This is a genomic window from Heyndrickxia sp. FW510-T9 (assembly GCF_058781025.1).
On the sequence record NZ_JBYSWK010000013.1, the window covers coordinates 1 to 26024 of the forward strand.

The 26024-nt window shown below is 35.0% G+C and carries 24 protein-coding genes; 13 read left to right on the forward strand and 11 right to left on the reverse strand.

The window, feature by feature from the left end; translation table 11 throughout:
- Positions 1–174 precede the first annotated feature (174 nt).
- Complete coding sequence (locus tag AC3WJF_RS08820) at positions 175–648, forward strand: DUF5071 domain-containing protein (RefSeq protein WP_492451271.1); 474 nt, start codon at positions 175–177, stop codon at positions 646–648.
- A 312-nt stretch (positions 649–960) separates the two neighbouring features.
- A complete protein-coding gene (locus AC3WJF_RS08825; RefSeq protein ID WP_492451273.1) occupies positions 961–1536 on the forward strand; it encodes a competence protein ComK in 576 nt (191 codons plus the stop codon).
- A 34-nt stretch (positions 1537–1570) separates the two neighbouring features.
- Here the strand turns inward: AC3WJF_RS08825 and AC3WJF_RS08830 are convergent, their stop codons facing one another.
- Entirely contained in the window at positions 1571–1960 is a 390-nt protein-coding gene (locus tag AC3WJF_RS08830; RefSeq protein WP_492451275.1) for a YhjD family protein, read from the reverse strand.
- 360 nt (positions 1961–2320) lie between these two features.
- Between AC3WJF_RS08830 and AC3WJF_RS08835 the strand changes: the two genes are divergently transcribed.
- The 4 genes from AC3WJF_RS08835 to fabG all read left to right on the forward strand — a co-directional run bounded on the left by AC3WJF_RS08835 (position 2321) and on the right by fabG (position 6376).
- A complete protein-coding gene (locus AC3WJF_RS08835; protein WP_492451277.1) occupies positions 2321–4306 on the forward strand; it encodes a S9 family peptidase in 1986 nt (661 codons plus the stop codon).
- A 291-nt stretch (positions 4307–4597) separates the two neighbouring features.
- On the forward strand, positions 4598–5215 hold the full coding sequence (locus AC3WJF_RS08840) for a TVP38/TMEM64 family protein (RefSeq protein ID WP_492451279.1): 618 nt from the start codon (positions 4598–4600) through the stop codon (positions 5213–5215).
- Between the two features lie 94 nt (positions 5216–5309).
- On the forward strand, positions 5310–5624 hold the full coding sequence (locus tag AC3WJF_RS08845) for an alpha/beta fold hydrolase (RefSeq protein ID WP_492451281.1): 315 nt from the start codon (positions 5310–5312) through the stop codon (positions 5622–5624).
- A gap of 11 nt (positions 5625–5635) precedes the next feature.
- A complete protein-coding gene (gene fabG, locus AC3WJF_RS08850) occupies positions 5636–6376 on the forward strand; it encodes a 3-oxoacyl-ACP reductase FabG (protein WP_492451283.1) in 741 nt (246 codons plus the stop codon).
- A gap of 191 nt (positions 6377–6567) precedes the next feature.
- Here fabG and AC3WJF_RS08855 read toward each other — a convergent pair whose 3' ends face one another.
- The gene (locus tag AC3WJF_RS08855; RefSeq protein WP_492451285.1) at positions 6568–7032 is read right to left on the reverse strand and encodes an NUDIX hydrolase; all 465 of its coding nucleotides are present in this window, start codon (positions 7030–7032) and stop codon (positions 6568–6570) included.
- 331 nt (positions 7033–7363) lie between these two features.
- Between AC3WJF_RS08855 and addB the strand changes: the two genes are divergently transcribed.
- Both addB and addA read left to right on the forward strand, forming a co-directional pair.
- Entirely contained in the window at positions 7364–10882 is a 3519-nt protein-coding gene (gene addB, locus AC3WJF_RS08860; protein WP_492451286.1) for a helicase-exonuclease AddAB subunit AddB, read from the forward strand.
- Positions 10833–14576: a helicase-exonuclease AddAB subunit AddA gene (gene addA / locus AC3WJF_RS08865; RefSeq protein ID WP_492451288.1), complete on the forward strand. Its 3744-nt coding sequence runs from the start codon at positions 10833–10835 to the stop codon at positions 14574–14576. The genes addB and addA overlap by 50 nt, the downstream gene beginning before the upstream one ends.
- 45 nt (positions 14577–14621) lie before the next feature.
- Here the strand turns inward: addA and AC3WJF_RS08870 are convergent, their stop codons facing one another.
- The 6 genes from AC3WJF_RS08870 to AC3WJF_RS08895 form a co-directional block, all read right to left on the reverse strand.
- On the reverse strand, positions 14622–14840 hold the full coding sequence (locus tag AC3WJF_RS08870; RefSeq protein ID WP_492451290.1) for a spore germination protein: 219 nt from the start codon (positions 14838–14840) through the stop codon (positions 14622–14624).
- A gap of 63 nt (positions 14841–14903) precedes the next feature.
- Positions 14904–15284 carry a spore germination protein GerPE gene (locus AC3WJF_RS08875; RefSeq protein ID WP_492451292.1) on the reverse strand — a complete coding sequence of 127 codons (381 nt, stop codon included), beginning with the start codon at positions 15282–15284 and terminating at the stop codon, positions 14904–14906.
- A 3-nt stretch (positions 15285–15287) separates the two neighbouring features.
- A complete protein-coding gene (locus AC3WJF_RS08880; protein WP_492451294.1) occupies positions 15288–15467 on the reverse strand; it encodes a spore gernimation protein GerPD in 180 nt (59 codons plus the stop codon).
- Positions 15457–16077: a spore germination protein GerPC gene (gerPC, locus tag AC3WJF_RS08885; protein ID WP_492451296.1), complete on the reverse strand. Its 621-nt coding sequence runs from the start codon at positions 16075–16077 to the stop codon at positions 15457–15459. Before gerPC ends, AC3WJF_RS08880 begins: the two co-directional genes overlap by 11 nt.
- Before the next feature lie 94 nt (positions 16078–16171).
- Complete coding sequence (locus AC3WJF_RS08890; protein WP_492451298.1) at positions 16172–16402, reverse strand: spore germination protein GerPB; 231 nt, start codon at positions 16400–16402, stop codon at positions 16172–16174.
- 29 nt (positions 16403–16431) lie between these two features.
- Complete coding sequence (locus tag AC3WJF_RS08895; RefSeq protein ID WP_492451300.1) at positions 16432–16653, reverse strand: spore germination protein; 222 nt, start codon at positions 16651–16653, stop codon at positions 16432–16434.
- A gap of 331 nt (positions 16654–16984) precedes the next feature.
- Between AC3WJF_RS08895 and AC3WJF_RS08900 the strand changes: the two genes are divergently transcribed.
- The 4 genes from AC3WJF_RS08900 (at position 16985) to AC3WJF_RS08915 (ending at position 21781) form a co-directional block, all read left to right on the forward strand.
- Entirely contained in the window at positions 16985–18148 is a 1164-nt protein-coding gene (locus AC3WJF_RS08900) for a DUF418 domain-containing protein (RefSeq protein ID WP_492451301.1), read from the forward strand.
- Entirely contained in the window at positions 18136–18276 is a 141-nt protein-coding gene (locus AC3WJF_RS08905) for a hypothetical protein (RefSeq protein WP_492451303.1), read from the forward strand. Before AC3WJF_RS08900 ends, AC3WJF_RS08905 begins: the two co-directional genes overlap by 13 nt.
- An 88-nt stretch (positions 18277–18364) precedes the next feature.
- Positions 18365–18739, forward strand: a complete 375-nt coding sequence (locus AC3WJF_RS08910) for a YisL family protein (RefSeq protein WP_492451305.1) — start codon at positions 18365–18367, stop codon at positions 18737–18739.
- Positions 18740–18868: 129 nt separating this feature from the next.
- A complete protein-coding gene (locus AC3WJF_RS08915; RefSeq protein ID WP_492451307.1) occupies positions 18869–21781 on the forward strand; it encodes a bifunctional diguanylate cyclase/phosphodiesterase in 2913 nt (970 codons plus the stop codon).
- Between the two features lie 231 nt (positions 21782–22012).
- On the opposite strand, the gene AC3WJF_RS08920 is transcribed toward AC3WJF_RS08915, so the two are convergent.
- Positions 22013–22576 (reverse strand): DUF2777 family protein, encoded by a 564-nt coding sequence (locus tag AC3WJF_RS08920; RefSeq protein ID WP_492451309.1) that lies wholly within the window; start codon positions 22574–22576, stop codon positions 22013–22015.
- A 217-nt stretch (positions 22577–22793) separates the two neighbouring features.
- Between AC3WJF_RS08920 and AC3WJF_RS08925 the strand changes: the two genes are divergently transcribed.
- On the forward strand, positions 22794–24284 hold the full coding sequence (locus tag AC3WJF_RS08925) for an alpha-amylase family glycosyl hydrolase (RefSeq protein ID WP_492451311.1): 1491 nt from the start codon (positions 22794–22796) through the stop codon (positions 24282–24284).
- A gap of 60 nt (positions 24285–24344) precedes the next feature.
- Here the strand turns inward: AC3WJF_RS08925 and AC3WJF_RS08930 are convergent, their stop codons facing one another.
- Positions 24345–25217, reverse strand: a complete 873-nt coding sequence (locus AC3WJF_RS08930; RefSeq protein ID WP_492451313.1) for an SDR family oxidoreductase — start codon at positions 25215–25217, stop codon at positions 24345–24347.
- A 102-nt stretch (positions 25218–25319) separates the two neighbouring features.
- The gene (locus AC3WJF_RS08935) at positions 25320–25811 is read right to left on the reverse strand and encodes a YajQ family cyclic di-GMP-binding protein (RefSeq protein WP_492451315.1); all 492 of its coding nucleotides are present in this window, start codon (positions 25809–25811) and stop codon (positions 25320–25322) included.
- Positions 25812–26024: the final 213 nt, after the last annotated feature.

A 26024-nucleotide genomic window follows, 5' to 3' on the forward strand; every position in this document is an offset into this window, starting at 1 on the left:
CTGAGGTAATGGAATCACAGGATTGTTTTATTTATCTTTTAGATGTTAAAAAATGAAATGTTTTCTGAGTAAACTTTTTATAGTAAGTAGTATTTTTGTATTTTGTAATCAAAAATTAAACGGACCAGTTTTGCCAGATTGTATATTTCTATTATTAAATTAGGGAGGATTTGCATGAATGATGACTATAATTTTCTTGAGGAAGCTAAATTAATTTATTATGTTTATAATTTAAATTGGCATCTACCTAAGGAATATCAAGATGAGGCTATAGAAGTTTTATCTAATCTTTCACCAGAACAAGTAGATTTTTTAATTCTTGATTATGGAAAAGCATGCTGGTTTAATGCTGTATCGATATTAGAAAAAATGGGGTATCCCAGAATAAAAAAAGCAATCCCTAGATTGGTTTGGTTATTACAGGATATTAATTGGCCAGGTGCACTTGAAGGTTTAGAAATAATGAAAACTCTAGAAAAAGAGATCATTGTTACTCATATTGAAGAAGCTTGTGTAATAGCAATAAAAAATGGTGACCCACAATGGTTGGAGTTTTTGAAATTAGCATGTGATGAATTAAACATTTCAAGAAAAGATTTTGTAAATCAGACAACATTTTCCGATATGATTAAATTAATAAAAGAATAAATTTTCTTGATTGCTAGGAATGTATTTTTTAAAATCGTATAGTTAATTTTTTATATGATATTTTGAGACAATGTGATATTTGGTAAGAAATTAAGTGAACTAAAATTAAATTTTATCTTAAAGGGTTCTTTTTTGGGGACTCCTTTTTTGTGAAGGAATGAAGGAGTCCGATGCAATCTTTGACATTTTTCTATTTATTTCTGCATTTCCTCCTAAAAAGTTCTGATTTTTTTGAAAAAACAATGACAAAATTGGAAGGACATGCTATTATAGGGTTGCACATGGAAAATATTATAGAAAGGAAGCGAAATTATGGGAGAGAATAGCACTTTAATTGAAGAATATGAAATTAACCCGTATACAATGGCGGTTATTCCTATTCAATATGGGTCGCGAATGTATACTGAGGTAATGGAATCACAGGATTGTTTTATTTCACCTTTTAGACCTATTGATATTGTAAAGAAAAGCTGCGAATACTTTGGGGCATCCTACAAAGGCAGAAAAGAAGGTACAAAACGTCTTATAGGTATAACACATAAAGCTCCCATCATCGTCGATCCCCATACATCCATTTATTTATTTCCTACGACATCACCGACAAATCCGCACTGTATTTGGATTTCACACGACCATGTAATAAATCATGCTAAGGAAAGCTCTAATTCAACAGTTATTACTTTCCGTAATAAGCAGACTTTGACTATTCCTGTATCGATTAGTTCATTTGAAAATCAAATGTATCGAACATCGCTTTTGCGCTTCAGGTTCGCACAACATATAAAGCATATGGAGAAGCGGATCGGACAACAGCAAAGCTTTATTATGCAAGTAGAAGCATCTGAAAGAAAGAGAAATTACGAGTTAAATAATGATCACTTATTATGAGGACGAAGGAGCAATCGAGGATAACGGTTGCTCCTTATGCTTCTTTTGGTGTATTAATTGGAGACTGTACAAAACGTTGATAAAGATAGTATCTTAGCAATTCTTCCGTACGATTTCTGAGCCTAGGGTTAAAATAATTATGATGCTCTTCATATCCTTTGTACAAAAACATATACATGGTAAAGGTATCATCCGATTGCATCCGCTCTACCTTTATTTGATGCTTTCTCATATACCGTTTAACCTCAGCTAGTTCTTTCTGGATGAACCTCATGGTTTCATCTATCCACTCAAGATATGGATTTTTTAATTTAAAAGGACTTTTTTCAATAATGGTTAGGTCACGATGTAATACCGTCAAAACCATGGGCAAATAAATTGCTCGTTCAATTATATCTCGATCTTGATCAGGTATTTTTGTCATACATAAATCCCTCGTTTCTAATTAAAGAACATTTGTTCGTATTTATATTTTACATTATATTCAAGGTAGATTTCAAGTGATTCATTGATTATTTTCCCTTATTATTTTAAATCCATACAAAACCATCATGAGGAACTGCTGAAAGACTCAGAATGTGTATGTTGAGGACCTGCCCTTCTTTCGCTATTATTCGTCCCTCTTAATTGCTTGTTCAGACCAACAAGTCATTTTCCGATAGAAATTATATAAATATTATTAATTTTTTGAAGGGAAAATGTTTTGATTGTCGAAATAAATGTTATGGTGATATTTTTTGCTGATAACTATTTTAGAAATATTTTCAATGAAAGGTGACGAGGTATGGAAAAGAGACAAGGAATTCAAGCTGAAGATCTTTATGAATTAAAGTCAGTTACCGATCCGCAAGTTTCTGCGAATGGAAAAGATATTGTTTATACACAAACACATATTGATCGGGACAAAAATGAATATGTTTCAAATTTATATTACGTACATGCAGATGAAAAGAAAACTGTTCAATGGACATTTGGAAATCATCGCACAAATTCGCCACGTTGGTCTCCAGATGGTACAAAGCTGGCATTTGTTTCAAATCGTGACGATAAATCGCAAATCTATGTTTTATCAAAAAACGGCGGCGAGGCAAAACAAGTAACATTCTGCAAAAATGGTGCCAGAAATCCTATTTGGTCACCATGCGGGCAAAAAATAGCATTCTCAGTTACACTAGGCAAAGATGAAACCATTCTAGAACGCCCTAGTGAAGAGAAGGAAAAGAAAGAGTTAAAACCGCTTGTTGTAGAAAAAATGAAATATAAATCAGATGCGAGTGGATTTTTAGATTTAGATCAGCATTCACATATCGGGCTAGTAAATGTAACAACAGGTGAAGTAGAGCAAATAACTACTGGGGAGCAAGATTATCACTTAGGTTCATGGTCACCAAATGGTAAGTTTATTACATATGCTGCAGATTTGGCGGAGGATACAGATTCTTCCTTTAACTCCGACATCTTTTTAGTTGATCTTGAAACGAAAGAAACTGGGCAGGTAACAAATAGTACTGGGGGATTCTGGGAAACCTCTTGGTCTCCAAACAGTCGTTATCTTTCATTCCTTGGAAGTGAACAAGAATTTAAAAATGCGACACATTCTAAAGCATGGATTTATGATTTAGAGGAGAAGAGTCTAAACTGTTTTACTAGCGATCTTGATGCACCAGTTGGTGACTATGTAGCAGGAGACTTCCAGCAGGGAGCGAATATTCCTGGTGTTCAATGGGCAGATGATAATGAGAGTTTTTATTTTATCGTTTCTGACCATGGAAGTACTCATGTCTATTATGGAAATCTTTCAGGAGAAATTTATCCTGCTTTGCATGAAGCTCAGCATGTATATGGATTTAGCTTAATTAAACAAACACATCAAGCAGTTGTAGCAATCAGCAAACCGACACTTCCAGGGGAGCTATTCTTAGCAAACTTACAAACAGGTGAAGTGGAGCAGTTGACACATACAAATGACGACTTCTTAAAGGAAAGAGAATTATCAGATGCAGAGCTTATTGAATATGAAAGTGCAGAGGGCTGGAAAGTTCACGGCTGGTTAATGAAACCAGTAGGCTTTGAAGAAGGCAAAAAGTATCCATTAGTATTGGAAATTCATGGTGGTCCACATGCCATGTATGCGAATACGTACTTTAATGAGTTCCAGGTATTAGCGACTCAGGGATTTGCTGTTTTATATGTGAATCCACGTGGAAGCCATGGTTATGGACAAAAATTTGTAGATGCTGTTCGTGGAGATTATGGCGGAAATGATTATAATGATTTAATGGCAGCGGTAGATTATGCATTAGAAACATATGATTTCATCGATAAAGAACGACTAGGAGTTACAGGGGGAAGCTACGGTGGGTTTATGACAAACTGGATTGTTGGTCATACAGATCGTTTTAAAGCAGCAGTTACACAGCGTTCTATTTCCAACTGGATTAGCTTCTACGGAGTAAGCGATATCGGCTATTATTTCTCTGAGTGGCAAATTTTAGCGGACCTAAATGATATTGAGACACTTTGGAAGCATTCGCCATTGGCATATGCAAAAGATATTAAAACACCATTATTAATCCTCCATAGTGAAAAGGATTATCGTTGTCCGATCGAACAAGGAGAGCAGTTGTTTATCGCATTAAAACGCCAAGAAAAAACAGCGAAATTTATCCGTTTCCCTGAATCCAATCACGAGCTTTCAAGAAGTGGGAAGCCGGAGCTAAGAATCAAACGTTTAGAATATATTAGAGATTGGTTCTTGCAATACGTTTAAAATATTGGGTATTAACCGATTATAAAAAGTAACCTCATTTTATCAAGAGGTTACTTTTTTCTTTGGAAAAATAACAACATTCCCACCTAAACTCCGTCATTCTAATATGCTATACTTCACATAAGAAAATATTCTGATACATAGCCTTAATTGAAATTTATGTAAGTTGGGGATTCCCCTTTCGCATCGTTTTTACATCCGTAAAAGCGAATTAAGGAGATCAACAACTCACAAAAGGTTTAAACTGTACGATTTATTCCGCCTAATTACATAGAAGATGGGGGAAACCAGATGGATTTTCATACTTTAAAAGATTTGTTAACAGTAGAAAATATTATGCATTTAATGGAACAATATCGAGCATTAGGCCCATTATCGGGTATTTTGCTATTAGTAATAGAAGCATTTTTTCCTTTCATACCATTGTTATTAATCGTGTTGGCAAATGCAAATGCTTATGGACTTTGGCTAGGATTTCTCATTTCATGGATAGGCTGTAGTCTAGGAGCGATTCTCGTATTTTTAGTAGTTCGTAAATTCGGCAAAACAAAAGCTCTTGCTTTTTTGTATAAAAAGCGGCAAGTACAGAAAATTATGATTTGGGTAGAAAGGCATGGGTTCGGTCCAATATTTTTAATGATCTGTTTTCCTTTTACACCTTCAGCTGTTGTTAATATTGTAGCTGGATTATCACGAATCAGTATTCTTCAATACACCATTGCGATGCTAGCGGGGAAATTAGTAATGGTATTTATTGTTAGCTTCGTAGGTTATGATATATTTTCATTACTGAAAAAACCATTCAAAACGACGATTATTCTAGCGATCATTTTTATTTTGTGGTTTGTTGGAAAAAGAATTGAGAAGAAATTAGCAAAAAAACCGCAAAGGGAACAAAGTCAGATTTAAATCCGTTCAAGGCTCTTATGACAATAATGATCGTGAATTTTTAACAACACTTTGGAATATGTTAATTTATACACATAATCAACCGGAATCATTTTTGTATGAAGAATATGTCGATGATATGAGAACCCAAAGAATCATAGGAGATGTATATCACACTCTGAATAAATTTAATATTAGTCCCGTTCATAATGGTTTAACCGAAGGTACCAAATTGGCCGTAGCCATTCAAATCCCTGTCCTTATTTTACGGGGGGAGGGATTAGTTGTAAGTGATGAAATGACAAAAGAAATCATTCAGGACTTAGGGGAAAAGGCAAGATTTGTAGAATTAAAGGATTGTGGACATTCCCCTTCAATTGATAACTTAGATTTATTAGTGAGCACCTTAAAACTGTTTTTACAAGAGTAGGAGGAAAATCAATGCGATTAAATGAAAAAGTAGCCATCATTACTGGGGCTGCAGGAGGAATTGGTTTTGCTGCTGCAAAAAAATTTGCGAAAGAAGGGGCAAAGGTTGTCATTGCTGATTTCAATGAGGTAGATGGAAATGCAAAAGTAGAAGAATTAAAGTTACATGGACTTGAAGTAACCTTTATTCAAGTTGATGTATCTAATCGTGAGAGCGTCAATAAGATGATATCCGAAGTGCTGGAGACTTACGGTAAAATTGACATACTAATCAATAACGCAGGTATAACAAGGGATTCTATGCTAGTTAAAATGGATCAGGAAGATTTTCAAAAGGTACTGGATGTTAATTTAACTGGTGTGTTCAATTGTACGCAAGCAGTCGTTCCTTCCATGATTGATCAAGGGAAAGGTAAAATTATCAGCACGTCTTCCGTTAGCGGTGTATATGGGAACATTGGTCAGACGAATTATGCTGCCGCGAAAGCAGCTATAATTGGGATGACAAAGTCGTGGGCGAAGGAGCTTGGCCGTAAAGGAATCAATGTAAATGCAGTTGCACCGGGATTTACCGACACAAATATGGTTGCAACTGTTCCGGAAAAGGTAATTGATTCCATGAAAGTCATGATTCCATTACAACGTTTAGGAAAACCAGAAGATATCGCAAACGCTTATCTTTTTCTAGCGTCGGATGAATCGGACTATGTCCATGGTACTGTTCTTCATGTGGATGGCGGGATCATGATGTAAAGAATGAGGACCAATCTTGAATGATTGGCCTCTTTTTCGTGGTATATATTGTAAAGCTGTAGGACTAAAGTTACAATTCGCGAGAAAAATTGTGAATTTCGCGAGATTAATAACAAAATTCACGAGAATAACGTCAAATTTCGCGAGATTATTATTCATTTTCACGAGATTCACTGTTCACCCATTAGTTTCTATAACTTTTGATAAAATTTATCCAAAAATTCTCCTAACATTTTTCTGTGACTTCCTATCATTTGGTCTGGCAATTGATCTGGCGCAAAATATTGAAGCTGAATGGATTCCGTCTTGTCCATAATTAACTTTCCTTCCACTTTATTAGTAAAATAAGCAATGGTTACAACATAAAATTCATCACCATTTTGAGCGACAGTAAAGTGGTTTGCACCGGAATAAACATTAATTAGGTTTAAATCATGAACCTTTAAGCCTGTCTCTTCAAAAACTTCTCTGCAAGCAGTTTCTTCGACGGACTCTGCCAACTCCATTAATCCCCCAGGTAGACCCCAAACCCCATTAGGATATGTACGCTGCTGCAACAAAATTCTTTTTTGTTCATCTATAATAATTACCACTGCACCTACGAAAATAAGAGGACGATGACCAACAATAGCACGTAAATCTTCAATATAGCCCATTAAATCTACTCCTTTTTACAATTTTTCTATAATTAGTATCTCATCTTGTAACCACTTTGTAACTCTTCTTTTTACAATGAAAAGAAAGAGAGGAGGGAGCAGGAAACTATTCTTGCTACTTTTTTATTAGTATAGTTAACACACATGATGCTATTAATTCCGTTTAAGTTATTTTGTTATATTTGCTATACCAATTGAATGATAGTATCCTATTAATAAGAATGTACGTTCTGTTTATGTATATGACCATTATTTTCAATTAATCGATGCAGCTTATTATATTATAATAGATGCATAAAGAAGAACGGTTGTAATGGAAGGAGCTGAGCTCATGTCTGTTCGTTTTGTAATTGGACGCACGGGGACAGGGAAATCAAAGCTTTTTAATGATGAAATAACAGAAAATCTGAAAGAATCGCCAAGTGGAAATCCTATCATTTTATTGGTTCCAGATCAAATGACATTTTTATCTGAATACCGTCTTGTTAGTTCCCCTAATTTGCAAGGAATGATTCGTGCTCAAGTATTTAGTTTATCGAGATTGGCTTGGAGAATATTACAAGAAACTGGTGGAATAAGTAGAAAACATATTTCCAGTGCCGGCCTTAATATGCTCATTCGCAAAATTATCGAGGATAAAAAGGAACATTTGAAGCTATTTGGACGAGCAGCTGATAAAACAGGTTTCATTGAACATGTAGAAACGATGTTAACAGAATTCAAACGGTATTGTATCAAACCAGAAGAGCTCGTAATGGATAATCAAGATGTTTCCAATTCATTGAAAGATAAATTACATGATTTAGAGTTGATTTATCAGCATTTTGAAGATGCATTACAAGGGAAATATTTAGATACTGATGACTATATGAAGTTATTAGCAGAATCCATCGGAAAATCTACTTATCTGCAAAATGCTGAAATATATATTGATGGATTTCACAGCTTCACTCCCCAAGAATATATGGTAATAGGCCAATTGATGCAATCATGTAAACGGGTATCAATTGCCTTAACGCTTGACAAGCCATTTCGTGGATATGGACCAGAGGATTTACATTTATTCCGCATGTCCGGAGAAACCTATTTTACACTTTTTGAAGTAGCAAAGAATATGCAGGTCCAGGTGGAGGAGGATGTTATTCTTACACAGCCACATCGCTATGAAAATAGCGGTATTCGATACTTGGAATCCACATTCGAAAAACGGCCAGCTAATCCATATCAAAAGGAAGCGAAGATTAGCATTTTCCATGCTGCTAACCGCCGAGCAGAAATTGAAGGAATAGCACGTGAAATTCGCAGGCTTGTAAGAACTAAGGACTTTCGATATATGGATTTTGCCATTCTAGTGAGGAATGGTCAAGACTATCAAGATGTAATGAACACTGTTTTCTATGATTATGATATTCCCTATTTTATTGATCAAAAAAGACCGATGTTCCACCATCCATTAATTGAATTAATTCGATCTTCAATAGAAATTATCATTAGTAATTGGCGCTATGAATCTGTGTTTCGCGCAGTTAAAACGGACTTGCTATTTCCATTTGATAGGAATCACCGAGAGCTCCGCGAGAAAATGGATCGTCTTGAAAACTATGTTTTAGCTTACGGAATCAAAGGCAGTAAGTGGTTAAATAAAGAAAGATGGGGATACAGGAGAATTAGGGGATTAGAATTAGAAAATCTTCCCCAAACAAATGCGGAGAAAGAAATTGAACATGAACTTAATGAAATGCGATTATTTATTTCAGCACCACTTAATAGATTATCGAGACGCTTAAAAAATGCACAAAATGGACAACAACTTTGTGAAGCCCTATTTCTCTATTTAGAAGAACTTGATATACCAGTAAAACTAGAAAAATTGCGAATCGCAGAGGAGGAAAGAGGTAATCTTGTATCTGCTAGAGAGCATGATCAAGCATGGAATGCAGTAATTGATTTAATGGATCAATTCGTCGATATATTTGGGCAAGAGGATATTTCACTAAAGGAATTCTCCTTAATTATTGATTCTGGATTAGAGTCGATGAGATTTTCTCTCGTTCCCCCTGCAATCGATCAAGTCCTTATTGCAAATTTGGAATTATCACGACTCTCGGATATTAAAGTAGCCTTTGTTATCGGACTAAATGATGGGGTAATGCCGGCAAGAATGAATGAAGATGGAATACTAGCTGACTTAGATCGTGAAAGCTTGTTCCAGAATGGGATTAAAATTGCACCTAGTAGCAAAACAAGGCTTTTAGACGAAGAATTTATTGCCTATAAAGCATTGACAACACCTTCCCATTATTTATATTTGTCATATCCTTTGGCAAATGAGGAAGGTAAGGCATTATTGCCATCCCCATATTTGAAAAGAATAAAGGAAATATTTCCGAATGTATTAGAAAAAGTGATGGTGAATGATCCATCTGACATTAGATTGGAAGAACAGCTTGAATATGTTTCGCATTCGAATGCAGCTATTGCCTTTTTAACTTCACAGCTTCAGCAAAAGAAACGCGGATACCCTGTACCAGATTTTTGGTGGGATGTTTATAACTACTATATAAAAGATCCGCTTAAAAAGGAGCAAACGGTTCATATATTATCCAGTCTTTTTTATCAAAATAAGACAAAACAATTATCCGAAAAAACAAGTATGGATTTATATGGAGATAAAATTCTAGCAAGTGTGTCAAGGATGGAGCTTTTCCATGGATGCCCATTTTCACACTTTGCAACACATGGTCTAAAATTACGAGAAAGACAAATTTATAAATTAGATGCCCCTGATATAGGCGATTTATTTCATGGTGCATTAAAATGGATTGCCGACGAGGTATCCAAAAAAGGATTGTCATGGGCAACACTATCGAAAGAACAATGCAATGCATTGGCGAAAGAAGCAGTATCATTTTTGGCACCGAAGCTTCAGCATCAGATCCTCCTTAGTTCCAATCGCCATTACTATATAAAACGAAAGCTTGAACAGGTTATCGGACGTGCTTCCCATGTATTAAGCTTGCAATCGAAGGAAAGTGGATTTGCTCCGATTGGAATGGAGCTTGATTTCGGAGCTAAGTCTAGCTTGCCGCCACTTACTTTTACTTTGAAGAATGGGACAAAGATGGAATTACAAGGACGAATTGATCGGGTGGATAAAGCAGAGGATGAAAAAGGAGTTTACTTACGTGTAATTGATTATAAGTCAAGTGCAAGAAATCTGGACGTAACGGAGGTTTATTATGGATTAGCACTACAAATGCTTACCTATTTAGATATTGTAGTTGCAAATTCTAAAACATTGATTGGTTCAGAAGGAGTACCTGCAGGAGTATTGTACTTCCATCTCCATAATCCCATCGTGAAGAGTAATAAAATCTTAACGATAGAGGAGATTGAAGCAGAAATTTTCAAGAGCTTCAAAATGAAGGGCTTAATGTTGGATGATGCAAATGTTGTGAAATTAATGGATCAATCATTAGAAAGTGGTACATCTCAAATTGTCTCAGCAGAGTTAAAAAAGGATGGGACATTATCAGCACGCTCGCAGGTTGCCGGCAAAGAGGATTTTAATGTGTTAAATCGTTATGTCCGAAAGCTTTATGAGAATTCGGGAAACGCTATTTCAACTGGTATTGTAGATATAAGTCCATACCAATTGAAAAAGCGAACCCCTTGTGAGTATTGCTCGTTTAAATCCGTCTGTCAATTTGACCAATCGTTAGATGAAAATCAATTTAGAGTACTGCAACCTGGAAAAACTAGTGATTTGCTTCAAGTAATCAGAGAGGAGGTTGCCGAAGATGAAAACAATCATTCCAATGAAGCCAACAGAGTCTACTTGGACCGATGATCAATGGAAAGCGATAATGGCGCATGGTCAAAATATATTGGTTGCAGCCGCAGCTGGATCTGGAAAAACAGCAGTTTTAGTGGAAAGAATTATTCAAAAAATCATTGCGAAAAAAGATCCAATAGATGTTGATCAATTATTAGTAGTGACATTTACGAATGCATCCGCTGCTGAAATGAGGCATCGAATCGGGGAAGCACTGGAAAAGGAAATAGAAATACAACCTAACTCAAATAGATTAAGAAGACAGCTTACTTTGCTAAATCGTGCATCTATATCAACCTTACATTCTTTTTGTCTAGAAGTGATTCGCAAATATTATTACTTTATCGATATCGACCCTGGGTTTCGGATTGCAGATGAAACGGAAAAGGAATTATTACGTGATGAAGTATTAGATGAATTGTTTGAAGAGGAATATGGAAGAGACCATAATGAGGCGTTTTTTCGATTAGTGGATACATTTACCAATGATCGAAGCGATGCTGCATTACAGGATTTAGTTTGCAAATTATATGATTTTTCACGATCACATCCAGATCCGGATAGGTGGTTGGATGAATTGGTAGAAATGTACAATGTCTCAGGGGATACGGATTTTGACGAACTGCCATTTATGAATGCTCTCCGCTTTGATATTACCTTACAGCTTGAAAGTGCAAAAAGCTTGCTAGAAGAAGCATATGAAATGACAAAGCTACCAGGTGGACCAGCACCAAGAGCTGAAAACTTTCTTGATGACATAGAGGTTGTCTCTAAGCTCTTGAAAGTGGCAAGTGGTCCATGGAACGAACTATATGAAGAAATGAATAATTGGGTGTTTCAACGGGCAAAGGCATGCAAAGGTGACGACTTTAACAAAGATTTAGTGAAAGAAGCAGATGAACTTAGAAAAAAAGCAAAGGGAACACTCGAAAAATTACGAGATGAGCTTTTTGCACGAAAACCGGAGTACTTTTTAAAAGATATGTTAGAAATGAAGGATGTAATATTTACACTTATTTCTACTGTGAAAGTATTTGCTTTGAAATTTGCACATATGAAAATGGAAAAAGGAATTGTAGATTTTACAGATATTGAGCATTATTGCCTTGCGATATTAGGAAAAATGAATGATGACGGAAATGCTGTAGAGCCTTCGGAGGCAGCGCTTGATTACCGGAAGCAATTTAAAGAAGTATTAGTAGATGAATATCAAGATACGAATATGGTTCAGGAAACGATTTTGAAACTTGTGACACACGATGGGGATGAATATGGGAATCTATTCATGGTTGGTGATGTCAAACAGTCCATTTATCGTTTTCGACTTGCGGAGCCAAATCTTTTTTTGCATAAATACAATCGCTTTACGTCAAATGGAGAAGGCACAGGGCTTCGAATCGATTTATCAAAAAACTTTAGAAGTCGACATGAGGTTTTGGCTGGGACGAATTATCTTTTTAAACAGATCATGGGGGAAAATGTAGGGGAGATTCGTTATGATCCTCAAGCCGAGCTAGTGAAAGGTGCTTCATATCCAGAAGATATCCCATTTCCCATTGAAGTAGCTTTAATTGATCAAGAGGATATAAAAGGGGATGAACCGGCAGAAACGGATTTAGATGAAGAGTTTGATAAAGTCGATTTAGAGAAATCTCAACTAGAAGCTCGTTATATGGCACAAGAAATAAAAAAACTTATTAGTGAACAGCGAGAAATATTCAATCCTAAGACAGGCACATATCGGAGGGTCCAATACAGGGATATCGTTATTTTGCTTCGTTCACTTACTTGGGCTCCAGAAATTATGGAAGAATTTAAGTTGGCAGGCATCCCGATTTATGCAACTCTGTCAACAGGGTATTTTGAAGCGACTGAAGTTAATATTGTTATGTCATTGTTGAAAGTTATAGATAATCCATTTCAAGACATTCCTCTTGTTGGTGTATTAAGATCACCTATTGTTGGATTAGATGAAGAACAATTGGCATCTATTCGAATTCATGCCAAGCAAGGAACATTTTATGAAGCTATTTACTTATTTTTGCAAGAAAAGCCAAGCATAGAAACAGAAATGTTGTATGAAAAACTCCGTCGTTTCATCGAAAAGTTAAATATTTGGAGAGATAATGCTCGTGTAGGTGCATTATCCGATTTAATTTGGCAAATATACCGGGATACTCATTTTTATGATTTTGTTGGAGGCTTACCTAGTGGGAAGCAGCGACAAGCAAATCTAAGATCCCTTTATGATCGTGCAAGGCAATATGAAGCAACTTCATTTAGAGGCTTGTTCCGTTTTTTGAGGTTTATCGAAAGAATGCAAGAAAAAGGAAATGATCTTGGTGCTGCGAGGGCATTAAGTGAAGGGGAAGATGTTGTCCGAATGATGACAATCCACTCTAGTAAAGGATTGGAATTTCCCATCGTTTTTGTTGCTGGCTTATCACGCAAATTTAATATGATGGATATTCAACATTCCTATTTGTTTGATAAGGAATTTGGATTTGCATGCAGGTATATGAACGTAGATAAAAGAATTACTTATCCATCTTTGCCGCAGCTTGCTTTTAAACGAAAGAAAAAGCTGGAAACATTATCAGAAGAAATGCGAGTGTTATATGTTGCATTAACTAGAGCAAAAGAAAAATTATACTTGGTTAGTACTTTAAAAAGTGTTCAAAAATCGATTACAAAATGGCAAAAGAATATATTACACGATGAATGGCTATTGAGAGATGATATTAGAGCAAGTGCCACTTCATATATTGACTGGATTGGACCTGCATTAGTTCGGCATCGTGGATCAGCATTAGCGGAAGGGAAAGAATGTTTAACTGAAGACATTTTGAACTACCCAGCGGAATGGAATATTATGGTTCACTCGAAAGAAGAATTCAGGCAAGTAGAAGAGGCACAAGAAGAATCACAGGATTGGAAAATGGCAGTTCAGGAAGGGATGGTTATGGACATTCAATCTGAAGATAAAGAAGCTATTTCCAAAGTGTTAGATTGGTCCTATTCACATTATTCCTCAACTGTTAGACGCTCGAAGCAATCGGTATCTGAAGTGAAACGTATGAATGAAGTGCGTGATGCAGCTGCAAGTACTGATGTGGTTAGTAAATTTGAAAAGCCTATTTTTAATCGCCCTCATTTTATGAGGGAAAAGAAACTTTCACCTGCAGAAAAAGGTACTGCTATGCATATGGTGATGCAACATGTACCATTACATGAAATGCCAACCGTTCATTCCATTAAAATCTTATTGGAGACTATGCAGGAGAAGGAGCTTTTAACAATTGAGCAATTGAATGTTATCGAGCCAGAAAGTATCGTTCGATTTTTTGAAACAGAGCTTGGGCAGTTGATGATAAACTCGGAAAAGGTAAAAAGAGAAGTTCCTTTTAGCTTAGCATTACCGGCTTCTGACTTGTATCAAATTGATTCATTAGATAATGAGGCTATTCTTATTCAAGGGGTTATTGATTGTTTAATTGAAGATAAAGACCATATTATATTACTTGATTACAAGACCGATAATATTTCTGATCGGTTTAAAGGCGGATTTGCAGAAGCGAAGCCAATACTTGCGAAGCGGTATGAAACCCAGCTAGATTTTTACGAAAAAGCTTTGCATGATATTTTGCGCAAACCTGTAACAAGTAAATATCTTTATTTCTTTGATGGAGGTCACTTATTACAAATGTGAAAAAGCAAAAACGCAAAGGCATTGACCAATGTGAGTCAATGCCTTTTAATTATTTCCAACTGTCGGTTGGTCAATTAATGAAAAATCGATGGTATTAGTTAGACTAATAATGTTATTGTTTACTACTAAACCCCCTGTCGTTAAAGTTCCAGAACCGGCCATGGTTTTCGAGCTTGTTTTTGGTGAAACAAAGGCAGTATCTCCGAATTGAACTACCCCGCCACTAACATTTATGAACTGCATTGGTCCAACTATTGCAGGCATGAAAAACATCCTTTTCAATTTAGTTTCCCGTTACACATCATATGCGGGTTATTCATAGGACGTTCAACTACTAGTGCTGCCTTTTAGTTGACGAACATGATGAAGCCTTGATTCAAGATATGCATCATTAATAGACCCTATTTGAAAAATGGAACTAACAGCAATACCGATAATATTAATATGATCTACATTAATAACAGGATTTAGGTTGTAACGATGAAATTCGATATTCTCTGTAATAGGAGGAATGGGAATTATTTCAGTATAAATGGGAAAAGCCTCAAACGGGGCTTCAAATCCAAAATATATTTCCTCTTCCCTTTGTACCGCAAAGACTCTGGAAGTTGCCTTAATATGTGTAGCATCCCCAACCTGAACATTGGAGCTAGATACGACATCATTAATACTAATGTCCTGAACAATGGAATTTCTTATTCCATCCATTTGCTATAACCTTGAAGCAAATGGCATTAAAGGTCCGATAATGAGTGATTCTGCCGGAGTATCGAATGTAGCAGCCTGTTGAATACTTTGCGCGTCTCCGATAATAAATAGGGAGGAACTGGCAATCCCTATAATCTCAATATTTTCAACATGTAATTCACGATTAATAACATTAAGTTCCATTAGTATTTCCTCCATTCATATTATTTGGTAGCTTTGAAATAAACATAAATATAGAACGATCAATGTCAGTCTTCATTTTTTGATAAACTTGATTTAATAAATTTTCTTTCGATATATTCCCTAAATTTTGTCCGGCTACGATGTTAAGATAATGATCGACCCTTTGCGGTATTTGATTATGAAGGTCATCCACAATAAAGTCATGATACTGCTGCTCAAGTGCAATACCTAATTGCTGCTCAGTATCATTAATAACAGTGGATATATCGTTTCCGACATAGTGATTTAGTCTGTTAATTAATTCTTGTTTAAAATTAGGATCTGCAATAATGGAAGATGCTTGTGGGCTATTTGCAGGAATATCCATATCTTCGATAGTTTGGCTTAAATCAGCAGGGTTTAAGCCAATATTTAATGTACCGTCTAATCTCTCTATTTTTAATTGATCGAATTTATATTCTACTCTTTCTACATTAATGGGCGGTTTTTCTTTTAAGGTTTGTATCTCCGTTTTCAATTCTTTTAGTGTTTTTTCAAATCGGGAAATTTTTTTTTCTTGATGTTGGATATATTGATAAAGTTGATGTATATATGTCTGAATATCTACCATTGTGAAAACCTCTCTTTTTACCAATATGAATCCCGTAAATAAAAGCAAAAATAAAATTACTACTTTGATTTTCTAGAAAGACCTATTAGGATGTTTATCTAGGTCCTCCGGATGTTTGAAAAGGAACCACTAGACCTGCTGACGGTCCCGTTATTCCTGCTTCATGACTGATGGTAGGTGCTGGTCGAACAAATCCTCCAGTATTATATAAATAGGAAGCTGGTTTAATGATACCTGCACTGCCTATTTGAAAAACAGATGAGTTTGAAATACCGCCTATCTTTATCATGTGAATTTGAATCGTTTGCTGTAGATAAATTTTCATGAGTACCACCTTTTTATTTATATGCCAAATTAGAAATTCAAGAAATTCCCTTGATCCAGCCCATCTACGTCGAAGGTATTAGTTGCTGATTGTTGATTTTGAATTGATAAAGTTTCCCCAGTGTTAAATGATCCTGCGCCAGCAAAGGTTTTAACAGATGAATTTGGAATAATTTGAAATACATCTCCAATATTAAATACCCCGCTCGAACCAATATTCATGATTTGAACGGCACCAACAAATCCAGGCATAACCGTTCACATCCTTTTGATTTTTATATTTTGCTGAAATAGGCATTTCACTTATATGTCATATCATATGAGTGAACTAGTGAAAGGTGATTAATTAGCCTAAATGAACTTGAAGTTGTAAAATGTAATAGGGAATAATTTAGGCTCTATTCTTAAACTTTGTTGTTTGTTTAATTAAAAACCTCCTATACTCCCAGGTTATCTTGGAACATAGGTATTTTTTAGAGAAAAGATGCCCCGTATTTAAGTCTTTTCTTGGATATAAAACAAATGAAGAAAATCGATAATTTGTTCGAAAACAGCCATAAATAATGATATTGAGGTAGAAATAATGATGTTGCAAATGAAACCAATGAAAAAAAAGGAAAGAATTTTTACATTAGATGTATTAAGGGGATTTAGCTTATTAGGAATATTGATTGTAAATATGATCTCTTATAATGGACCTGTCCTTTACTATAATCCATACGAATGGTGGAAGGATAGTGATGCTACCGTTTATAAGTGGATTGAAATCCTCATTGAATCAAGCTTTTATCCAATATTTGCAATGATGTTTGGATATGGAAGTGTTATATTAAGGGACAGAATAAAGCAAAGCAGATTATCGTTTTCAAATGTATTTATAAGAAGATTAATCTTCTTATTGTTAATAGGGTTGTTACATGCCTTTTTTATCTGGTCTGGGGACATATTAGCAAATTATGCAATATATGGAATACTACTAATGGTTCTGCTTGAATTATCTGGAGAAGTACTCTTAATTAGCGGAATAATGCTATTTCTCATCCCGAATTTATTATTTATATTATACATATTGGTTAATGCGCTAATGGATCCGAACACAACATTAATGTATGCGGATATTACAAATGTGAATAAAGCGTTTAATGCATACTCTACTGGAGGGTATTGGGAAATTACAAAACAAAGAATAGCGGATTGGACTGCGGTTAATGGTTCATCAAATATCTTTTTCTCTATTTTTTCCATTTTACCTTTAATGATGATTGGAGCTGGAGCGTCAAAATTAAAATGGCTGCAAAAAGCAAAAGACCATAAGCGAAAATGGCTGTTCTTTTTTATTGCATCATTCATCATCGGTCTCATTTTGAAATCCTTGCCAGTATTAATCGATGATAATCTAGCTTTTAAGCTAATTCAGCAATCCATTGGGGGAACCATTTTTAGTTTTGCCATTATCTCACTTATTGTGCTGTCGATGACAAATCAAATATGCGTAAAGCTATTTAGACCCATTGCAACAGCAGGAAGAATGTCACTCACCATTTATTTAGTTCAATCTATTGTCTGCAGTTTTATTTTTTACCATTATGGATTGGGATTGTACGGCGGAGTTACTCTAGCTTCATGTGTTTTCATAGCATTATCTATCTATATTATTCAAGTAATTCTCGCAGAAATATGGTTTATGAAGTTTCAATATGGACCACTGGAAACAATTTGGAGGATGGTGACATATTGGAAAAAATAAATTATGTGTGTAGGAAAAAACTAGCAGGGGTATGGAATGGATTCAAGCCGCCAAAATATTTAACGTCTGGAGACAGGATTGATATTACAGTAGAAGGAATTGGAACTTTGACAAATATGGTAAAATAATCTTCATAACATATCTATATATGTATCATTATGATAATATGAATGTGCATAATATATGTTGTGAAAAAAATGGTTGGGAGGAAATGAAATGATACATAGAACAGATGCCCATGTTACAACTTGGGTCATAGCGATTATTCTTTTTATCGTGGCATTACTACTACATAAGGCTGGAAAAGAGAAGGGCGCAAAAATAGTCCATATGATTGTTCGACTATTCTACATTTTAGTTATTGTTACAGGTGCTTTATTATTCTTCAATAACCAATCCTTAGATCCGGCATTATACGGAGTTAAATTACTTGTTGGATTACTAGTGGTTGTTTTAATGGAGATGATTTTAGTCAGAACAGGAAAGCGAAAAGGCACTGGACTTTTATGGTTGCTATTTATCGTTTTATTCCTAGCTGTACTTTATTTAGGATTAAAGCTTCCATTAGGTCCATGGCACCCATTTGGTTAATAATTAAGCCGCTCAATCAGAGCGGCTTTTCTTTTTCAGATATATATCGACAATATATTACAAATATATCACAATATTGAATATATAGAATATTTAATTATTAACTTCACAAGGTGGTGAATGATTAACTTGGCAAAATCTTTTCAAACTCTATATCAAAATGAATCCAGGCTTATAGCATTTATGGAAGAAAATGATCTTCCTCAGTATCCTATGTTGTACATACATGCATCTGTTTCGCAGATGGCAAAAGAAGAGATTGCGAACCTTATAAATTTATTAAGATCTTATCTCCCACAAGCAGTTATTTCGGGAAGTAGCTTTATAGGGAAAATGAGTAATATTTCTTTCTCCCAGCCTATAATCACTTTCACCACCTTTGCGAAAACGAATGTCCGTTCAGGAATGTTTGAATTAGATAAAAAAATAGATTTAGTAAAAATAGGACAAAAAATAGCAACTGATTATGTTACATCAGAAACAAAAGTGATGTTGTTGTTCACTGACAAGAAAATAGGAGATATCGATAACATTTTAGATGGCTTTCATATGTTGAATAAAGATAGTTCTATCATTGCGTGTAACACTTCTTCTAATCATACGGAAGCAAGTCGATCCTATGTTTTTACGGAAAATGGAATAATGGAAAATGGAATTGTTTTCATTTCCCTTGAAAATCGTGATTTAAATGTTGAAATAATGGAGAATGGAGATTGGATAGAGGTAGGGCAACCTTTTACAGTTACAAAGGCAAAAGGAAGTTTGTTGTATGAATTAAATGGGAAAAAGCCCTTGCATATTCTGAAACAATATTTGGGTAATAAATTTGTACAACGTTTACCTTTTTCTAGTTTTGAAAATCCTTTTATCATCCACAGAGAAGGGGAAAAACAGATTGCATTTATTCGAAAAACGCAAGAAGGTGGTATCTTCGAATTATCTTGTCAACTAAAAGATGGTGATACTATTTCTATTGGAATGGAAAATGTCGAACAACATATTTTAGCATCCCAAAAGGAATTAAAAAGATTCAGAAAACGGACAGTTGAATCTATTTTTGCTTTTCATTGTGTACATAGGATAGGTAATTTAGAGAATATCACTAAGAATAATGTAGAAACTTTAAAGCATTATTCTTCTGTTATTGAGATTCCATGCTATGGGGACATAGGTCAGCGTACGAAAAATCAGCCGAAAATTGTAGCACCATCATCAATTTATTTGAGCATTTCAGAATCAAATGAAATGAATGAGAAACACAAAGAGATCCAATATACAATACCATCAGATTCACATTCTATTATTTCATTAACAAACATGATAAATGAAACTGCCAAAGACATAATAAATCTTAATGAAGATGTAAGAAATTCGTATGCCTATTATCAGGCATTGTATGAAAATAATATGGATATTGTCTACACATTAGACTTAAAAGGAAATTTCTCAAGTGTAAACAATTCATTTGAAAAGGCGATAGGATATTCGTTCAATGAATTACAAGGAAAAAGCTCATTAAGTCTTGTAGTAGATAACGATATCCCTAAAGCAAAACGTCATTTTCGGAGAACATTAAATGGTAAAATTCAGTATTATAATGTTAATATTAAAACAAAAAATGGAAGTGCAGAGTCTTTTTATCTAAAAAATATACCTGTTATGATGGATGGTAAGTGTATAGGGGTATGTGGAATAGGGAGAGATATTAGCGAAAATATTAAGTTTGAAGAAAAAATTTCGCAACTAGCAAACTATGATGAAGGAACAGGATTACCAAACCGAACAAAATTTAATGAAATTTTAGATGAAATGTTGAATCGGGCCAAGAAAAAACGTCGATCCTTAGCTGTATTATTTTTGGATATCCACCGTTTTAAGATAATAAATGACACATTAGGTCATATTGCTGGTGATTTAATGTTAAAAGAACTTGCAGACAGACTTAAGAATGTCCAATCTAATGGTGCATACTTAGGAAGATTTACAAATGATAAGTTTAGTATTTTATTAACGAAAGAATCTGGTCCTGAAAATGTTATTCAAATTGGTAAAAAGCTATTGAAGGTAGTGGAGAAGCCATTTACATATCAAATGAAGGAGTTCTTTCTCAATGGTAATATAGGGATTAGTATGTATCCATATGATGGAGATCAAAGTGAAGAATTATTGAAAAATGCGGATATTGCCCTTAGTCGAGCCAAATTACTTGGTGGCAATGGAATGGTCTTTTTCTCAGATGAAATGAATAAAGAAACACTTAATCGCGTCGAACTTGAAAGTCATTTAAGAAAAGCTATTAAAAATAATGAACTCTTCTTAACTTATCAACCCATCATTGAAAGTAAAAGTCACATTATGAAATCGTGTGAAGCATTAATTCGCTGGAATCATCCTGAGCGTGGTATTATTCCTCCTTTCGAATTTATTCCACTTGCAGAGGAAACAGGGCTTATTCACTCTATAGGAAAATGGGTGTTAAAAACAGCTTGCAGGCAAATGAAAGATTGGCATAACGCAGGGCTGACAGATGCTAGTATATCGATTAATGTCTCCGCTTCGCAATTCCAAAATCGGTGGTTTATCGAAGACGTAAAAAATGCTCTTGCCTTTTCAGACCTTGATCCAAAGTTTTTACACTTAGAGCTTACTGAATCAGTTATGTTGAATGATTCGATCAAGACGATAGATACGATGCATGCATTGGGGAATATTGGAGTGAAAATATCCATAGATGATTTTGGAACAGGGTATTCATCCTTAAGTTATTTGCGTCATTTACCTATCCATATATTAAAGATCGACAAATCCTTTATTCAAAATCTCGATTTTCAAACACCAGACTACGCCATTGTTAATTCGATCATGACAATGGGTCAAGGTTTAGGTCTGGAGGTTATTGCAGAAGGTGTCGAGACAGATAGACAATTTACCATCTTAAAAAACATGAACTGTCACTATATACAAGGTTATTTTATTGAAAAGCCAATGCATCCAGACCAGATGAAGGATTGGCTGCAAAATGATCTATTCATTAATCATTAAGGCTATTTTCTTTACCTTTGATGCTTTTTTATACAAAAAGACTTGGTTACAACCATATGTGGGTTTAAAATGAAAAAACTTTATAAGAAAAGATGCCGCGAAAACAAGTCCCCTTAGGATTTATAACAAATGACGAAATGTAAGAATTAATACGAAAACAGCCAGCATAAATAATGGAATAGGGCAACCAAAAGTTGATAAATTGGTCTTATTGGACAGCCCTTTTTCTTTTTATGTAGAGACCTTTTCAACAATGGTTCTTTTTCCTGTGCTTAAAGTAAATTCAAAACGATCCTGACTATCCTCTTCATATTTAAAATGATGCTGAATGGCACATATACTCTCACTATTATCGAAAATTAAGAAATTTACTCCGCTTCGATATTCTTCTTCATTAAGATAGGACAATTGATTATGACAATATACACAATCATATATAGAAAATTCCAACTGGTTCAAGTTGTTGATAAAATACCAGAATACATCGTCAGAAAGCTCATTCAGTAATAGTTCCAAGGCGAAAGAAATTTGTTTACGTATTCTAATTTTCATCTGATCATGGAGGAAAAAGGTGACGGAGGGCATGGTTATTTTACCATCTTCCTCCAAAATCCCTTTTAACCATTGATTTCGGTTGAAGATTTCAATTTCTTGTAAGGAATATTGCTCCAACATAAACGCTTCATCCGTTTCTTCATCAAAGAAGACCCATTGATCATTAATATTCTCAACATTCCCAGTTATGAAGGCGCGATTTTGGTTATTGATTAGTTGGTTTCTTTGTTGTTGGTCCATTTTAATCCTCCATTCGTCAACCCCATTTTCTAACTACACACTATTAAGTACTTTGTTGACAAAGAAAAGATTTTTCATACATGTAATACAAGCCTTTCGACAAACAAAAGACAAATTTAGTTGATAGATTTGTGAATTAACCGTGGATTTGTTTGACTACCGGTATGACGAAAGGATAATCTTATTTTATGATGTTTTTTTTAGGAGGAACGGGTAAATGTTTAAAAGAGTTATAGCATTTTGCACATTTGCCTTGCTCATTTTTTGTGCAGTGCCGGCTAACGCTGCAGGAAATGTGCAACGAGATTGGCAAAGTGAAAATGTGTATTATTTAATTGTGGACCGATTTAATGATGGTGATGCTTCCAATGATATCAACACAAATACGAAAAATGATTTAAGCTTTCAAGGTGGCGACTTTCAAGGAATTATCAATCGCCTTGACTACATAAAAGATTTAGGGTTTACAACCATTCTACTTAATCCTATTTTCGCTAATGATTCAAAAGGATATGCTGGTGATCGCATAACAAACTTCTATAAACCGGATGAACATTACGGATCGATTAAAAAGTTCCAACAGCTTGTGAAGGAAGCTCATAAGAAGAAGATGAAGGTCATGCTAAATTTTGTAACGAATCAAGTAAGTCCTAATCATCCATGGGTAAAGGATTCGACAAAGTCCGATTGGTTAAAAGGGGAAACAAAGAATGGCTTAATTGCCTTGAATCAGAATAACCCAGCAGTAAACCAATATTTTATTACAGCAGGAAAATGGTGGGTGCAAAAAACTGGTATTGATGGATATTATTTAAGCAATGTAGAAGATGCACCAATCAGCTTCTGGAAGGATTTCAATTCAGCAGTTAAATCCGTGAGCAAAGATTTCTTCTTACTTGGTGATGTTCATACAAATAATGGCAATACGATTAAAACATACGAACAAGCTGGATTTGATGGGTTTTATGACAATCCGCAAAATCAATCATTAAGAAATTCCTTTTCTAATATTGATCAGTCTGCAAATTCTTTAATGGATATTGTAGAAAAGAATGAAAAAACATTCCATTCAAATTTGGTAAATGCAGTATATTTTGATAATCCGTATATGAAGAGATATACAAGAGATATGGTGAATGCTCATCAATTTCCAGGTACTAGGTGGAAGCTTGCATTAACCTATCTCTACACGCAACCTGAAATGCCTATTGTTTACTACGGATCAGAAATCGCAATTGATGGCGGTAATGCACCTGAAAATCGAAAAATGATGAATTTCCGTGCGGACAAAGATCTTATGGACTACATGACGCAAATTTCCGAATTAAGGGCGAAAAACCCAGCACTTGTAAAAGGAACATTCACACCGCTTTATGATAAAAATGGAATGACGGTGTACAAGAGGGAATACAAAGGTGATATCAATATCGTTGCCATTAATAATACAAGTTCCACTCAAGGGGTTTCCATCGATGCCTCCCAGTTTAAAAACAATAAAGAATTGAATAGCCTGTTAGAAAGCGGAATAATCCGTGCTGATAATAATAAATTTAAACTAGTTCTCGAACGTGAAACTTCTGAAATATACAGAGTGGTAGATAAAACAGGTGTTAATTTCGGGTTTATTTTTGTACTTGTAACCGTGTGGATTTTATTCTTTGCTTTTATTTTTGTTGCGAAGAAAAGAGCCAAAAGAAACGCTAACTAAAGAGATAAATTAAATCCTGCATTCAAAAACGAATGCAGGATTTTTTTCATGAATCGTCTTCTATCCATTCACAATCGATCCTCCATTTACATGGATCATCTGCCCTGTCACATAACTTGAATCCTCCGATGCCAAATATACATAAGCTGGTGCAAGCTCATATGGTTGGCCGGGGCGTGCAAGAGGGACATTCCCTCCAAATGTTTCGACTTGTTCTTCTGGGAATGTTGAAGGTATCAGCGGTGTCCATATTGGTCCAGGAGCAACACCATTTACACGAATACCTTTTGGAGCTAATGAAAGAGCTAGAGATCGGGTAAAAGTAACAACTGCCCCTTTTGTTGCAGAATAATCAATTAACTGCTCATTTCCTTTATATGCCGTAATAGAAGTAGTATTAATAATGACACTTCCCTTTGAAAAATGGGGTAGGACAGCTTTTGTCATGTAAAAGAAGGAAAATATATTCGTTTGGAAAGTTCTTTGTAATTGATCAGCTGTGATATTTAATATACTTTGCTGTGGGTGTTGTTCTGCGGCATTGTTCACAAGAATATCCACTTTACCAAATTGATTTACCACTTTTTTTACCGCATCTTTGCAATGCTGTTCATCCCCAATATCTCCTGGGATCAGAAGGCATTCACGATTTTCCTTTTGAATAAGAGATAACGTTTCATTCGCATCGTCATGTTCATTTAAATAACAAATCGCTATATTTGCCCCTTCTTTTGCAAAGTAAAGTGCAACGGCCTTGCCAATTCCACTGTCACCTCCAGTAATAATCGCGGTTTTTCCAGTTAGTTTCCCGCTCCCTTTATAACCGGGATCCATCGATTTTGGTAAGGGATTCATTTCTGATTCAATGCCAGGCTGTATATTTTGATGCTGTTTCGGCATTGTTTTTTTTTGTTGATTTTGTCCTGTACTCATTATTTCACTCCATCCTACATGTAATCTTCCATTATTCTTTACATCTAGGAAATTGTTATGAGTGGTTTTGGGAATAAAAAAACAGGTGTAATTCACCTGTTTCTAGCGATAGTTCACAAATTGTACATCTACAGTCAAGTCTGCTTCTCTTATCGCAGCTATTATTTTTTGCAAATCATCACGGCTTTTTCCTGTTACACGAATCTGGTCATCCTGAACTTGGCTTTTTACTTTTACACCGCTATTTTTGATGATTGTATTAATTTTCTTTGCATTTTCTTTGTCAATTCCTTGAATTAGTGTAGCACGTTGTCTAACCGTTCCACCTGAAGCATTTTCGATCTTACCGTAATCCAAATTTTTCACAGGAACACCACGTTTTATTAATTTTCCAAATAAAACATCCTTTACCTGTCCTAACTTATATTCATCATCAGATACAAGAACGAGTTCTTCTTTGTCTAATTTAATGTCACTTTTGCTGCCTTTAAAATCATAACGTGTTTGGATTTCCTTCATCGCTTGCGTAATGGCATTCGTTACTTCTGAAAAATCAACGTTTGATACAATATCAAATGAACTCTCTTTTGACATAATTAACCTCCAGCGTGTTACGTAATATTACCAATATTATAGTCAAAGGATTGAAGGTAAACAACTTTTTTGCTGTTTAAGCTAAGGAAATCTTTTGAAAAGGACGTGATCTATAGGAGAATTAGCCGAAGAGGATTGATAAAAATTTTCTTAGAAGCAGCATAAAGGCCATCTTCGAGAAAAATTGTGTTCGAGATGTCCTTAAGAAGGTAT